General features: G+C 74.5%; 5 protein-coding genes. All 5 read left to right on the top strand.

The annotated features are described in order from the left end of the window. Window positions 1–69 precede the first annotated feature (69 nt). The 5 genes from ABTY56_RS09370 (at window position 70) to ABTY56_RS09390 (ending at window position 15,228) form a co-directional block, all read left to right on the top strand. On the top strand, window positions 70–10,581 hold the full coding sequence (locus tag ABTY56_RS09370; RefSeq protein ID WP_350627843.1) for a non-ribosomal peptide synthetase: 10,512 nt from the start codon (window positions 70–72) through the stop codon (window positions 10,579–10,581). Further along, window positions 10,578–12,368 (top strand): condensation domain-containing protein, encoded by a 1,791-nt coding sequence (locus tag ABTY56_RS09375; RefSeq protein ID WP_350627845.1) that lies wholly within the window; start codon window positions 10,578–10,580, stop codon window positions 12,366–12,368. The genes ABTY56_RS09370 and ABTY56_RS09375 overlap by 4 nt, the downstream gene beginning before the upstream one ends. Further along, complete coding sequence (locus ABTY56_RS09380) at window positions 12,365–13,513, top strand: nucleotide disphospho-sugar-binding domain-containing protein (protein ID WP_350627846.1); 1,149 nt, start codon at window positions 12,365–12,367, stop codon at window positions 13,511–13,513. The genes ABTY56_RS09375 and ABTY56_RS09380 overlap by 4 nt, the downstream gene beginning before the upstream one ends. Before the next feature lie 248 nt (window positions 13,514–13,761). Next, window positions 13,762–14,433 (top strand): DedA family protein, encoded by a 672-nt coding sequence (locus ABTY56_RS09385; RefSeq protein WP_350627847.1) that lies wholly within the window; start codon window positions 13,762–13,764, stop codon window positions 14,431–14,433. A 123-nt stretch (window positions 14,434–14,556) separates the two neighbouring features. Next, window positions 14,557–15,228 carry an O-methyltransferase gene (locus ABTY56_RS09390; RefSeq protein ID WP_350627848.1) on the top strand — a complete coding sequence of 224 codons (672 nt, stop codon included), beginning with the start codon at window positions 14,557–14,559 and terminating at the stop codon, window positions 15,226–15,228. Window positions 15,229–15,252: the final 24 nt, after the last annotated feature.

Consider the following 15,252-nt stretch of genomic DNA (forward strand, 5'->3'; position numbering starts at 1 on the left):
ACCGATTTTCGGGTCCTCGCCCGTTCGTGAGTGGACTGCAATCGCCAATGGCTCCGCGAAGGACTCCGCATGCCCGAAACAGTTCGTCATGAATCCGCTCTTACTTCCGCGCAGACCGGGATCTGGCTGGCCCAGCGCTTCGCGCGGGAGGGCCTCGACTACAGCGTCGCGGTGTACGCCGACATCACCGGCCCGCTCGACGTCGACCTGCTGGTGCGGGCGGCCCGCGGCACCTTCGCCGCCTGTCCGACCCTGCGGGCCCGCATCGTGGCGACCGGCCCGGAGCCGGTCCAGGTGATCGACGACGCGGCCGAACTCGTCATGCCCTGCCTGGACTTGAGAGACCGGGCACGGCCGTACGAGGCCGCGACGGCGTGGATGCAGGACGACCTCGCCGGGCCGCTCGCCCCGGACGGCGACCGGATGTACTCCTTCGCGCTGCTGCGGATCGGCCCGGAGCGGCATCTGTGGTACCTGCGGTCCCACCACGTGGCCATGGACGGCTTCTCCGGCGCACTGTTCGTGGAGGAAGCTGCTGCCCGGTACACCGCCCTGGTGACCGGACGGACCGTCGAAAACGGTCTCGGCCCCTTCGAGGAGATGCTGCGCGCGGACCGCGCCTACCGGAACTCGGCGGCATTTGGCACCGACCGGTCGTACTGGACGGAAAAACTCGCGGGAAGCCCGCCGCCCGCGACGTTCGGACAGGCGGATCCGAATCGTCCGGCCGGCCGGACCCGTGCGACGGTGGAAATCGACACCGCATTGGGTGCGGCACTCGGAAAACTCGCGCAGCGTTCCGGCGTGACACCTCCGGCGGTTTACGCCGCGGCGGCCGTCCGTTACACGGCACGGCTCACCGGAGAACCGGACGTCGTGCTCGGGCTGCCGGTGACGGCCCGGTTCGGCAAGAGAATGCGCAGCATTCCCGGAATGACGTCCAACGTGGTGCCGCTGCGCGTTGCGGCCGGACCGGATCTGCCGCTGTCCGCGTTACTGCAGAACGTCTCCGCGGAAATGCTTCTCGGCCTTCGCCACCAGCGCTACCGGTACGAGGATCTGCGCAACGACCTCGGCGCGGGAGAGGAAAGCAGCCCGCTGGTCGGGCCGCACGTCAACCTGCAGTTCTTCGGCGAGGGCGTGCACCTCGCCGGATGCGAGACGACGGTCCACAACCTGACCAACGGCCCGGTCGACGACCTGGCGTTCGTCTTCTACGGGGACGCCCGGGGCGGAGCCGCGCGGATCGACGTCGACGGCAACAACGAGCTCTACCGCCCCGGTGACCTCGCCGTCCACGCCCGGGGGCTCCTGCGGCTGCTGGAGCGGATGGCCGAGGCGGATCCGGACACACCGTCACACGCCCTCGACGTCCTCCGCCCCGACGACCTGGAGCAGCTGCTCGTCGGGCGCAACGACACCGCGCGGCCGACGGGCCCGGACACGGTCGTCGACCTCTTCCGGGCCCGCGCGGCGGCCTCCCCCGACGCCCCGGCGGTGGTACACGGGCCGCGCAGCGTCTCGTACCGGGAACTGGACGAGCAGGCCGACCGGCTCGCGGCCCTCCTGCGCGCCCGCGGCCTCGGCCCCGAGGACGTCGTCGCGCTCGCGGTGCCCCGGTCCGTGGACCTGGTCACCGCCCTGCTGGCCGTGGTCAAGTCCGGCGCCGCGTTCCTGCCGATCGACCCGGACCACCCGGCGGACCGCATCGCGTACATGCTCGACGATGCCCGGCCGGCACTGCTGATCACCACGCGGGACACCGTGCCCGCACTGCCCGGCACCGCCGCCACCCCGCGGCTGCTGCTCGACGACGCCGAGCTGACGACGGCTCCGGCCGCGGCGCCCGCCAGGGACGCCGGCCAGGCCGACCGCCCGCGCCCGCTCGCACCCGACTCGCCCGCGTACGTCATCTACACCTCGGGCTCGACCGGCCGGCCGAAGGGCGCGGTCAACACCCACGCCGGCCTGGCGAACCGGCTGCGCTGGATGCAGGACCGCTACCGGCTGACCGCGCAGGACCGGGTGCTGCAGAAGACCTCCTGCGGATTCGACGTCTCCGTCTGGGAGTTCTTCTGGCCCCTGGTGAGCGGGGCGACCCTGGTCATGGCCGACCCCGGAGCCCACCGGGACCCGGCCCGGCTCGCCTCGGTGATCCGCGAGCACCGCGTGACCACCGTCCACTTCGTACCGGCCATGCTCCAGGCCTTCCTGGCCGAGCCCGAGGCCGGCCGGTGCACCAGCCTGCGCCGGGTGATCAGCAGCGGGGAGGCACTGCCCGCCGAACTCGCCGCCCGGTTCTTCGGCGTCCTCGACTGCGAGCTGCACAACCTGTACGGACCGACCGAGGCGTCCATCGACGTGACGTCCTGGCAGTGCGATCCGGCGCGCACCGGCGCCCCGCCGATCGGGCGCCCGATCGCCAACACCCGGGTGTACGTGCTGAACCAGGCCCTGGAGCCGGTGCCCGACGGCGTACCCGGAGAGCTCTACCTGGCCGGCGAGGGCCTGGCACGCGGCTACCTCGGCCGGCCGGGCGTCACCGCGGAACGCTTCGTGGGCTGCCCCTTCGGCCGGCCGGGCGAGCGCATGTACCGCACCGGCGACCTGGCCCGCTGGGACGCCGACGGACAGCTGGTCTACCTGGGACGCACGGACGACCAGGTGAAGATCCGGGGCGTGCGGATCGAACCCGGCGAGATCGCCTCCGTCCTCGGCGAACACCCCGAGGTGGGCGAGGCCGTGGTGGTGGCCCGGGACGACCGCGGCTCCGGGAAGTACCTCGTCGGATACGTGGTGCCCGAGCGGCACCGGCTCGCGTCCCGGCAGGAGCGGACCGGCGGCGAGCACGTCGACCAGTGGCAGCAGCTCTACCAGTCGATGTACGGCGCGCCGTCCGGGGCCGCCTTCGGCGAGGACTTCGCCGGCTGGGACAGCAGCTACACGGACCGCCCGCTGCCCCTGGAGGACATGCGGCAGTGGCGCGACCGGACGGTGGAGGCGATCCGCTCCCTGCGGCCCCGCCGGGTGCTGGAGATCGGGGTCGGCAGCGGTCTGCTGCTCGCCCCGCTCGTGCCGGACACCGAGCGCTACTGGGCGACCGACTTCTCGCCCGCCGCGATCGCCGCGCTGCGCCGGCACCTCGACGCCCGGCCGGACCTGGCCGGGCGGGTCGAACTGCGCACCCAGCCCGCCGACGACCTGACCGGGCTGCCCGAGGACTTCTTCGACACCGTGGTCGTCAACTCGGTGGTGCAGTACTTCCCCGACGCGGACTACCTCGGGACCGTCCTGCGCGGCGCACTCGGGCTGCTGCGCCCCGGGGGAGCCGTCTTCCTCGGTGACGTCCGTAACCTGAGGCTGCGTCAGTTCCTGGATACCGGCGTGCAGCTTGCGCACGGCGACGCGGACACGGACCCGGAGGCCGTGCGCAGGGCCGTGGCACAGCGGGAGCGGCAGGAGAACGAACTCCTGGTGGACCCGCAGTTCTTCACCGCGTTCGGGCGGGAGACCGCCGACCTCGGCGGCGTCGACATCCGGGCCAAGCGCGGCGACTACGACACCGAACTGAGCCGCTACCGCTACGACGTGGTGCTGCACAAGAGCGGGCAGCGCGCGCCGGTCTCCCTGCTCGACGCACCGCGGGCGAGCTGGGGCACCGAGGTGCCCGACCTGACCGCCCTCCGGGACCGCCTCGCCGCCGACCGGCCGGAGCGGCTGCGGGTCACCGCCGTCCCCAACGCCCGCCTGGCGCCCGAGGTGGCCGCCGCCCGGCGGCTGTCGGCCGGCGCGCCGATGGCCGAGGTCCGGCGGGCGGTGGCCGGGGGCGCCCCGGCCGGCCCGCTGCCCGAGGACTTCCACGACCTCGGCGAGGACCTGGGCTACCGCACGGTGGTCACCTGGTGCGGCGAGGGCGCCGCCGGCGAACACGACGTGGTCTTCGTCGGCCCCCGCGCCGCGGCCGCCACCGACGCCCTGACCGACGTGTGCCTCCCGGCGGCGGCGCCGCCGCAGACCCTGACCAACAACCCCTCGGTCGGCCGGGAGGCCGGCCGGCTCGCCGCCGCCCTGCGCGAACACCTGCGCGAGAACCTGCCCGACTACATGGTCCCCGCCGCCGTCCTGGTCCTCGACGCGCTGCCCACCACGGCCAACGGAAAGCTGGACCGCCGGGCCCTGCCGGTACCGGAGTTCCGGGCCACCGGCGCCGGACGCCCGGCGCGCGGCCCGCGCGAGGAACTGCTGTGCCGGCTCTTCGCCGAAGTCCTCGGCCTGCCCGGGATCGGGGCCGACGACAGCTTCTTCGACCACGGCGGGGACAGCATCGGCGCGATCCAGCTGGTCAGCCGGGCCCGCGGGGCCGGCGTGCTGTTCACCCCGCGCGAGGTCTTCGAGCACCGGACGGTGGCCCGGCTCGCCGAGGTGGCCCGCACCCAGGACGCCCCGGACCCGGTGGGCACCGGAGTCGGCCCCGTCCCGCTGCTGCCGATCGCCCACCACCTGCGTGGACTCGGCGGGCCCGTCGGGCGGTTCGGCCAGTCCCTGACCCTCGACGTGCCCGCGGGACTGCGCGCGGAGACCCTCACGGCGGCCCTGCAGAGCGTGCTCGACCACCACGACGCGCTGCGCCTGCACCTCGACCGGGACGACGACGGCGCGTGGTCGCTGGAGGTGCGCCCGGCGGGCTCCGTCGACGCGCGCCACTGCCTGCACCGGGTGGCCGCCGACCAGCCCGGAGGGCTCCCCGCGACGGACGTCCGGGTCCGGGAGGAAGCCGCCCTCGACCGCCTCGACCCCGACCGGGGCGTGCTGCTGCAGGCCGTCTGGTTCGACGCCGGCCCGGACCGCCCGGGCAGGCTCTTCCTGGCCGTCCACCACCTGGCCGTGGACGGGGTGTCCTGGCGCGTCCTGGTGCCCGACCTGGCGGACGCCCACACCGCCCTGGCCGAGGGCGGGCGCCCGGCCCCCGCCCCGGTCGGCACCCCGCTGCGACAGTGGTCACAGCAGCTGACCGAGCGTGCGGGGACCTCCGAACTGGAGGCGGAGCTCGACCACTGGCGGGAGACGCTCACGAACGGCGGCACCCCGATCGGCGCCCGCCCGCTCGACCCCACCCGCGACGTCTTCGCCGCCCGGCGCACCCTGGTGTCCTCCGTCGACGGCGACACCACCGCCGCGCTGCTCACCGAGGTGACCACCGCCTTCCACGCCGGCGCGAACGACGTCCTGCTCACCGCCCTCGCCCTGGCCGTGCAGGACTGGCGCCGACGGCGCGGGGGCGCCGCCGCGCCGGTGCTGGTCGACCTGGAGGGACACGGCCGGGAGGAGGAGGCCGTCCCGGGCACCGACCTGTCCCGGACCGTCGGGTGGTTCACCAGCCTCTTCCCCGTACGCCTCGACCCCGGCGTGACCGGCCCGGCGGAGACCTGGACCGGCGCAACGGCCGTCGGGACCGCGCTGCGCAACGTCAAGGAACAGCTCGCGGCCGTGCCCGGCAAGGGACTGGGCTTCGGGATGCTGCGCCACCTCAACCCGCGGACCGCCCCCGCCCTCGCCGCCCTCGGCACCCCGGACATCGGTTTCAACTACCTCGGCCGCTCCCTCACCACCCGCGGCCGGGGATCCTGGACCCCGGTCCGGGACGGCAGCGCACTGGCCGGGCACGCCGCCCCCGGGATGCCGTTCGCGCACGCACTGGAGATCAACGCGCTCGTCCACGAGGACGGGGACGGCGGCCCGCAGCTGTCCGCCGAGTGGTCCTGGCCCGATGGCCTGCTCACCGAGGCCGAGGTCCGCGACCTCGCCGACACCTGGTCCACCGCCCTGCGCGCCTTGGCCGCCCACGCCCGCCGACCGGGCGCCGGCGGGCACACGCCGTCCGACTTCCCGCTCGCCGGGCTCGACCAGCAGGACGTCGACGAGATCGAGGCCGCCTGCCCCGACGTCGAGGACGTCCTGCCGCTGACGCCGCTCCAGGAGGGCTTGGCCTTCCACGCCGCGTACGACGACCACGCGCCCGACGTCTACCACGTCCAGATCGCCCTCGACCTGGACGGCGAGATCGACCCCGGGACGCTGCGCGAGGCGGCCGAGGACCTGCTGCGCCGCCACCCGGTGCTCCGCAGCTGCGTACGGCAACGCGCGAGCGGCGGCCTGGTCCAGGTGGTCCGGGCCGGGGTCCCGCTGCCGTGGCGGTACCTGGACCTGAGCGGGCTCGACCCCGAGCAGCGGACGGAACGGGCCCGGGCCGAGGTCCGGGACGACCTGGGCCGCCGCTTCGACCTGGCCGAGGCGCCGCTGCTGCGTCTGACGCTGCTGCGCCTCGGCGAGGGCCGCCACACCCTGGCGGTGACCAACCACCACATCGTCCTGGACGGCTGGTCGATGCCCCTGCTGCTGCAGGAGCTGTTCGCCGCCTACGGCACCCGGGGTGCCGGCAGCCCGCCGCGGCCCGTCGGCACCTGGCGCAGCTACCTGGACTGGCGGGCGGGCCAGGACCGCCCCGCGGCCGAACAGGCGTGGCGCACGGCGCTCGACGGACTCGACGCGCCGACCCGGCTGGCACCGCAGGGCGACGCCCACGCCTCCGTCCAGCCCGCGTCCCGCTCCGTCCGCCTGCCCGAACCCCTCACCGCCGCACTCACCGGACGGGCCAGGGCGCACGGCGTCACGCTCAACACCGTGGTGCAGACCGCGTGGGGACTCCTGCTGAGCCGACTGACCGGCAGCGAGGACATCGTCTTCGGCACCACCGTCTCGGGCCGCCCGCCCGAGCTGCCGGGCACCGAGACGATGATCGGCTGCTTCATCAACACCGTCCCCGTACGGCTGCGGCTGCGCCCCGAGGAGCGGATCGGCGCCCTGCTGGCCAGGCTGCAGGACGAGCAGTCCCGCCTCGCCACCCACCAGCACCTCGGGATCGCCGAGATCCGGCGCCTGACCGGAATCGACGGCGAACTCTTCGACACCATCAGCGTGTTCGAGAACTACCCGCTGGACCCGGAGGCCCTGAACGGCGCGACGCCGGCCGGGGGCCCGCGGGTGGCCGCCGTCCGCACCCACAACGACGTGCACTATCCGCTGGCACTGATCGCCACCCCGGGCCCCTCGCTCGACCTGCAGTTCACCTACCGGCCGGACCTCTTCTCGGCCGACGACGCCGAGCAGGTCGTCCGCCGGTACACCCGGCTGCTGGAGACGATCGCCGGGGCGGACCCGGACACCCGGGTGGACCGCATCGACGCCCTGGAGCCGGCCGAGACGCGCCGGCTCATCGAGGAGTGGAACGACACCGGGACCCCGGCAGCGCCCGTCGCCGTGGCCGACGCCGTGCGGGAACGGGCGGCGCGGACACCCGACCGTACGGCGGTGGTCGGCGCGACCGGCGCGCTGACGTACGGCGAGCTCGACGAGCGGGCCGACCGGCTGGCCCGGCAGCTACGGGCCCGGGGCATCGGCCCGGAGGACCTGGTGGCGGTGGCGGTGCCGCGGTCGGCCGAACTGCTGGTCGCGCTGCTGGCCGTGCTCAGGGTGGGCGCCGCCTACCTGCCGCTGGACCACCGGCACCCCGCCGAACGGACCGCGTTCATGATCCGGGACGCCGCGCCCGTGCTGGTGCTCACCGGCGGCGAGGAGGTGCCCGGCCTGCCGCCGGCAGACCGGCTCGCACGGCTCGCCCCGGACGACCCGGGCCCGCTCGGCGAGCCGGCCGGCCCGTCCGGCTCGCTCCCGCCGGACCCCGACCGGCCCGTCCCCGAGGACTGCACCGCCTACGTCATCTACACCTCCGGGTCCACCGGGCAGCCCAAGGCCGTGACCGTCTCCCGCGCCAACATGAACGCCCTGGTCGGCTGGGCCGTGGAGCGGTTCGGCGACGACGGACTGCAGCGGGTCCTGGCCGCCACCTCGCTCTCCTTCGACGTCTCGGTGTTCGAGCTCTTCGCCCCGCTGGCCGCCGGCGGCCAGGTGGAGATCGTCCGCGACCTGCTCGAACTGGCCGAACGGCCCTGGCAGGGCTCCCTCATCAGCGGCGTCCCCTCCGCGCTGGCGGGGCTGCTCGCCGACCCGTCACCGACCTTCGCGGCCCGGCTGCTCGTGCTGGCGGGCGAGGCCCTGCCCGAGCCCCTGGTGCGGCAGATCCGCCGCTCGCTGCCCGGAACGGCGATCGTCAACCTCTACGGGCCGACCGAGGCGACGGTGTACGCCACCGACTGGCCGTGCGCCGACGCGCAGGTGCTCGCCCCGCCCATCGGCCGCCCGCTGCCGCACACCCGGGCCTACGTCCTGGACCGCCGACTTCGCCCGGTCCCGGCCGGGGTGGCCGGCGAGCTGTACCTGGCGGGCACCGGCATCGCGCGCGGCTACCTCAACCGACCCGCGCTGACCGCGGACCGCTTCGTCGCCGACCCCTACGGTGCTCCGGGAAGCCGGATGTACCGCACCGGCGACCTCGCCCGCCGGCTCCCCGACGGCGCGCTGGACTACCTGGGCCGCGTCGACAGCCAGGTGAAGGTCCGCGGGCACCGGATCGAACTCGGCGAGATCGAGGCGGTGGTGGCCCGCCACCCGGACGTCGCCCAGGCCGTCGTCCTGGCCCGTGACACCACGGCGGGCACCACCCGGCTGATCGCCTACGTGGTGCCGCGCCCGGGCGCGGCACCGGACGTCACGGACCTCGCGGAGCGTACGGCGCAGGCCCTGCCCGGCTACATGGTCCCGGCCGGCTACGTCGTCCTGGACCGGCTGCCGGTCACCGCCAACGGGAAGCTGGACCGAGCCGCCCTGCCGGCGGCGGAGCCGGGCGGGAGCGACCCGGACACCGGCCGGGCCCCGCGGACCGAGCGCGAGGAACTGCTGTGCGAACTCTTCGCGCAGACCCTGGGCGTGCCACGGGTCGGGCCCGACGAGAGCTTCTTCGCGCTCGGCGGGGACAGCATCACCTCGATCCAGCTGGTCAGCCGAGCCCGCCGCCGGGGCCTGGAGTTCACCCCCCGCGACGTCTTCGACCACCGGAGCCCGGCGAGCCTGGCCAGGGCGGCGCGCGAGCACGCCCACCCCGTGGCCGAGGAGGACACCGAGGCCGGTCCCGGGCCGCTGGCACCGACTCCGGTGATGGAGCGGCTCCGCGAACTGGGCGGTCCGGTCGGCCGGTTCAACCAGTCGATGTTCGTCCGGCTGCCCGCCGGAATCGACGAGCGGACGCTGCTGGCGGCGCTGCGCTCGGTGGCGGACCGTCACGAGGCCCTGCGGCTGCGGCTCCACCGGAAGGACAGCGACACCCCCTGGGACCTGGAGATCACCGAGCCGGGTGCCGATCCCACACACCGGCTCGCCCGCCACGACGTCTCCGGGCTGACCGGCGACGAACTGCGCGCGGCCGCCCGGCGGCAGGCCGAACTCGCCTGGGACCGGCTGGCTCCCGAGGACGGCACGATGTGGCAGGCGGTGTGGCTCGACGCGGGCCCGGCCGCCCCCGGCCACCTGCTGCTGGCCGTGCACCACCTCGCGGTCGACGGCGTCTCCTGGCGCATCCTGCTGGGCGACCTGGCGGAGGCCGCCGACGCGCTGGGGCGCGGCGCCCCCGCCTCGCCGGCGCCGGTCGGCACCTCGCTCCGCCGCTGGTCGAGGCTGCTCGCCGAGGAGGCCGGCAGCGCCCGGCGGACGGCGGAACTCGCCTTGTGGACGAGGATGCTGGAAGGCGGCGACGCGCCGCTCGGCCGGCGGACTCCGGACCCGGCCCGGGACGTGGTGGCCACCCGGCGGAGCGTCGAGCTGACGCTGCCCGCGGACGCCACCAAGGCGCTGCTGACCGACGTGACCACCGTCTTCCACGCCACGGTCAACGACGTCCTGCTCACCGCGGTGGCGCTGGCGGTGCAGGACTGGTGCCGTCGGCGGGGTCGTCCCGCCGACGCGGTGCTGGTGGACGTCGAGGGCCACGGCCGGGAGGAGGACGCGGTCGGCGGCGTGGACCTGTCCCGTACGGTGGGCTGGTTCACCACCGTTCACCCCGTCCGGCTGGACCCGGGCGAGGTCGAGTGGCCGGACCTGTGGGCGGCCGGGCCCGAGACCGGGCGGGTGCTGAAGCGGGTGAAGGAGCAACTGGCCGCCATCCCCGATCACGGTCTGGGCTACGGCCTGCTCCGCCACCTCAACCCGGCCACCGGGGACGTCCTCGCCGGGCTGCCCGGGCCGCAGATCGGCTTCAACCACCTCGGCCGGTTCGGCACGCCCGCCGGGACCGACGCGTGGGCGCCGGCGTACGAGATCGGCGGGTTCACCGGCGGCGCCGACCCGGACCTGCCACTGGCGCACGCGCTGGAGGTCAACACCCTCGTCCGGGACGACGACGGCTCTGCCCCGGTGCTCGTGGCCGAGTGGTCCTGGGCGGCGGACCTGTTCACGGCGGCGGAGGTCGAGGATCTCGGAGCCACCTGGTTCCGCGCCCTGCGCGCGCTGGTCGACCACGCCCGGCGCCCCGACTCGGGCGGCCACAGCCCGTCCGACCTGCCACTGGTCTCGATGTCCCAGGACGAGATCGACCGGCTTCAGGAAGAACTGGCCCTGGAGGGGGAGCTGTGACAACCGCAACGAAGCGCACGCCCAGGATCGAGACCGTCCTGCCGCTCACGCCCGTCCAGGAAGGGCTGGTGTTCCACGCGGCGTACGACGAGGAGGGCTCGGCCCTGTACAACGTGCAGGTGGCGCTGGACCTGGAAGGGCCGCTCGACGCCACCGCACTGCGGCGGTCGGTGGAGGCCGTCGTCCGGCGGCACGCGACCCTGCGGGCGAGCTTCCGCCGCAGGGCCTCCGGCGACACCGTGCAGGTGGTCCAGTCGGAGACGCCGGTGCCGTGGGAGGAGGTGGACCTCACCGCGGTCGCGGACGGCGACCTCGAGGCCGAGGTCGGGCGGATCACCCTGGACGCCCGCACCCGGCGGTTCGACCTGGCCGCGGCCCCGCTGCTGCGCTTCACCCTGGTCCGACGCCGCTCCGACCGGTTCCGGCTGGTGCTGACGAACCACCACGCCGTCCTGGACGGCTGGTCCACCGGGCTGCTGCTGCGCGAGCTCTTCGAGGTCTACGGCGCCGGCGGCGACGCGTCGGCGCTGCCGCCGGCCGTGCCGCTCCAGGACTTCTTCGCCTGGCGGGCCCGCCAGGACGCCGGGGAGGCCCGGACGGTGTGGCGCGCGGCGCTGGCCGGCCTGGAGGAGGCCACCAGGGTGGCCCCCAACGCGGACACCCGCACGGCGGTGCCGACCGAGCAGGTGCTGGTCACCGTGCCCGCGGACCTCACCGCGGCCGTCGGCGAGCGCGCCCGGCGACTGGGCCTGACCACCAACACCGTGGTCCAGGGCACGTGGGGCCTGCTGCTGTCCCGGCTGACGGGCCGTGACGACGTCGTCTTCGGGACCACGGTGGCCGGCCGGGCACCCGAGCTGCCGGACGTCGAAGCCATGGTCGGGATGCTGGTCGACACCGTGCCGGTGCGGGTCCGGATCGACCCGCGGGAGACCCTCGCCGGGCTGTTCGCCCGGCTGCAGGAGGAGCAGTCCCGGCTGGGCGCCCACCAGCACCTGGGGCTGACCGAGATCCAGGGCCTGTCGGAGGTCGACGGCGACCTCTTCGACTCGCTCGTGGTGTTCGAGAACTACCCGCTGGACCGGAGCGTCGACTCGGTCGCCGGCGTGCGCGTGACGGGCACGGAGGCGCACAACAGCATCCACTACCCGCTGAGCCTGATCGCCCACCCGGGCGAGACCATCGTGCTCTGCTTCGGCTACCGGCCGGACCTCGTCAGCGGTCCGGCGGCCCGGCGCGTCGCCGACCGCTTCGTGCACCTGCTCGGCGGGTTCGCCACCGGCGCGTCGGACACCGCCGTCGGCGGGATCGACGTCCTGACCGCGGAGGAACGGCACCGGCTGATCGTCGGGCTGAACGACACGGCCGGCCCGGTGCCGGACCGCTCGGTCGCCGAACTCTTCGCCGCACAGGCCGCGGCCACGCCCGAGAGCGTCGCCGTCCGGTACGACGGACAGGCCACGTCCTACCGGGAGTTGGACGACCGCGCGAACGGGCTGGCGGCCGCCCTCCGGCACCGGGGCATCGGGCCCGAGGACATCGTCGCCCTGGCGGTGCCGCGCTCGACCGAGATGGTCGTGGCGCTGCTCGCCGTGCTGAAGGCGGGCGCGGCCTACCTGCCCATCGATCCCGCTTACCCGGCCGAACGCATCGGGTTCATGCTCGCCGATGCCCGGCCCGCCCTGCTCATCACCACGACCGGCCTCGTCGAGCGCCTCGGCGCGAACCCGGGAACCCCCAGGCTCCTCGTCGACGACGCGCACGCTTCGGAAGGAGACTTCTCATGAGGGTACTGTCCACGGCCGCCCCCGGCTCCGGGCTCTTCCTGCCCACCGTCCCGCTGGCCTGGGCGCTGCGCAGCGCCGGGCACGAGGTCCTGGTCGCCAACAACGGCCGGGCTGCCGAGACGCTGGTCGCGGCCGGTCTCCAGGCGGTCGACGTCTGCCCCGACCGGGACGTGTTCGCCGAGTTCATGGAAGCGAGCCGGGTGATCAACTCGACGCCGCCGGGTGCCCCGAGGCCCCGGCGCGGCGGACTCGGACTGTTCGGCGAGGAGATGGCCGAAGGCCTGCTGAGGGTCGCCGAGGAGTTCAAGCCGGACCTCGTGCTGTCCACCCTGGAGCAGGGCGCCGGGCCCCTGGTGGCCGCCGCGCTCGGCGTGCCCCACGTGGAGCAGAGCGTCCGGCTGGCCTGGGCGGGCAGTGACGAGCAGGCGGTGACGTACCGCGGGAACATCGCCCGGTACCTCGAACCCACCCGGGCGAAGCTGGGCCTGGACGAACCGGCACCGGCCGCCGCGATGATCGACGTCCGGCCGCCGAGCATGGGGGGCCGCGACGACGCGACCGAGTGGTCGATGCGCTACGTGCCCTACAACGAGAGCCGGCTGCTGCCCGAGTGGGCGCTGGCAGCGCCGTCCCGGCCGCGGGTGTGCCTGACCATGGGCAGCGTCCTGCCCCTGTCCGGCGAACTCGGCGAGCTCACCGCGTTCCTGCAGGAGTGCGCCGGGCTGGACGTCGAACTCGTCCTCGCCATGGGGGAGGACGAGGCGGCGGCGCTGGGCCCGGTGCCCGACAACGTGCGGGTGGCCGGCTGGGTGCCCCTCAGCACCCTGCTGCCGAGCTGCGCCGCGATCGTGCACCACGGCGGTGCCGGGACCGCGCTGACCGCACTGGCCCACGGCGTTCCGCAGCTGGTCGTGCCACGGCTCGCCGACCAGCCGGCGAACGCGGCCGTGATCGCGGCCCGGGGCGTCGGACTGGCCTGCGCCCCGCACGAGGCGACCGCGGCCACCGTGAAGGACCTCCTGCGGCAGCTGCTGGACGTACCGGACCACCGGCGGACCGCTCGCGAGGTGCAGGCGGAGATCGCCGCACGGCCCAGCCCGGCAGCGCTGGTCGGGCGTCTGGAGGAAATCGCCGGCGCACGGTGACCGGGACCGGGGGTCGTCCGAGGTCAGGGGCACTTTGCCGAGTCTTGAAGAAATGGTGGTCGGACTGGAACCATGGCGTGCGGCCGCACGTCGTACCCACAGGTGATCGGCCGGGGGGACAGGCCGCCCGGCACGTTACGCTGCTTTGAGGGGAAGCGGCGCCGTGCCGCCATCGGACAACTGCCGGGACCGGCCCGCGGCTCCAGGGGGAGCGCGGTCGGCCCCGTCCTGCCACGGAGGTACTGGCCTTGCACATCGACGCCTGGATCGAGGGCATTCCGCCGACGGCGGTGTACGCCGTCGTCGGTCTGATCATCCTGATCGAGTCGTTGGGCATCCCGTTGCCCGGCGAGATCGCTCTGGTCACGGCGTCGCTGATGGCGGTCAAGGGCGTGGTGAGCCCGTGGGGCGTCGCGGCCTGCGCGATCGCCGGTGCGATCATCGGCGACTCGATCGGTTACTCGATCGGGCGCAAGGGCGGCAAGCCGCTCTTCGAGAAGATGGGACGCAGGTTCCCCAAGCACTTCGGGCCCTCGCACCTGGCCACCGCGGAGCGCTCGTTCCAGAAGTGGGGCATGTGGGCGGTCTTCTTCGGCCGGTTCATCGCCCTGCTGCGCATCTTCGCCGGTCCGCTGGCGGGCGCGCTGAAGATGCCGTACTGGAAGTTCCTGATCGCCAACGTGCTGGGCGGCGTGGTCTGGGCCGGCGGCACGACGCTGCTGGTCTACAAGGTCGGCAAGAGCATCGAGCCGTGGCTGGCCCGCTTCTCCTGGGCCGGTCTGGCCGCGGCGATCGTGATCGGCGGCCTGTCGGCCTGGATCATGAAGCGCCGGGCGGCGAAGACGCACGCCAGGATCGAGGCGGAGCAGGCGGCGGCGGCGGCCGCCGCCGGGGCGGCGAAGGCCCCGGTCGCGGAGTGACCGTGCACTGACGACGCAGTGAACCCTCGGCGGCGGACCGTGACGAACGGTCGCCCCGGAGCCATCGGGCCCTCGGAGTAGCATCGGCGGAGTACCTGCCGATCTTGCACTCCGGAGGGCCCGATGACGTTGCAGCCGACCTGGGACGCCGTGGACGCGTACTTCTCCGAACAGCTGGTCGGGCACGACCCGGTGCTGGAGTCCGCGGCGGCCGCCGCGGACGCGGCCGGGCTGCCGAAGATCGCGGTCGCCCCCAACCAGGGCAAGCTGCTGCACCTGCTGGCGCTGACCCAGGGCGCGAAGCGGATCCTGGAGGTCGGCACGCTCGGCGGCTACAGCGCGATCTGGCTGGCCCGGGCGCTGCCCGCGGACGGCACCCTGATCACCCTGGAGATCGACCCGCGGCACGCCGAGGTGGCGCGCGGCAACCTGGCCGCCGCGGGCCTGGAGGGCATCGCCGAGGTACGGCTGGGCCGGGCCGCCGACTCGCTGGCGGCACTGGTGGAGCAGGGCGCGGAGCCGTTCGACCTGGTCTTCATCGACGCGGACAAGCCGAGCAACCCCGAGTACTTCCGCCGGGCGCTCCAGCTGACCCGGCCGGGCTCGCTGATCATCGTCGACAACGTGGTGCGCGGCGGCGCGGTCGCCGACGCGGCCAGCACCGACCCGGCGGTGGTCGGCACCCGGGCCCTGCACGAGCTGATCGCGGCCGAGCCGAGGGTCACCGCGACCTCGGTGCAGACGGTCGGCAGCAAGGGCTACGACGGCTTCACGCTCGCCCGCGTGCAGCACTGAAGCACTCAAGCACCGAAGTACTGA

It is taken from the genome of Kitasatospora sp. NPDC097691 (genome assembly GCF_040302665.1).
In the GTDB taxonomy this organism is placed as follows: Bacteria; Actinomycetota; Actinomycetes; order Streptomycetales; family Streptomycetaceae; genus Kitasatospora.

What these genes read in the sequence shown, in the direction of transcription:
- ABTY56_RS09390 (WP_350627848.1), top strand. Translation starts at nt 14,557, where the DNA reads ATGACGTTGCAGCCGACCTGGGACGCCGTGGACGCGTACTTCTCCGAA.
- ABTY56_RS09370 (WP_350627843.1), top strand. Translation starts at nt 70, where the DNA reads ATGCCCGAAACAGTTCGTCATGAATCCGCTCTTACTTCCGCGCAGACC.
- ABTY56_RS09380 (WP_350627846.1), top strand. Translation starts at nt 12,365, where the DNA reads ATGAGGGTACTGTCCACGGCCGCCCCCGGCTCCGGGCTCTTCCTGCCC.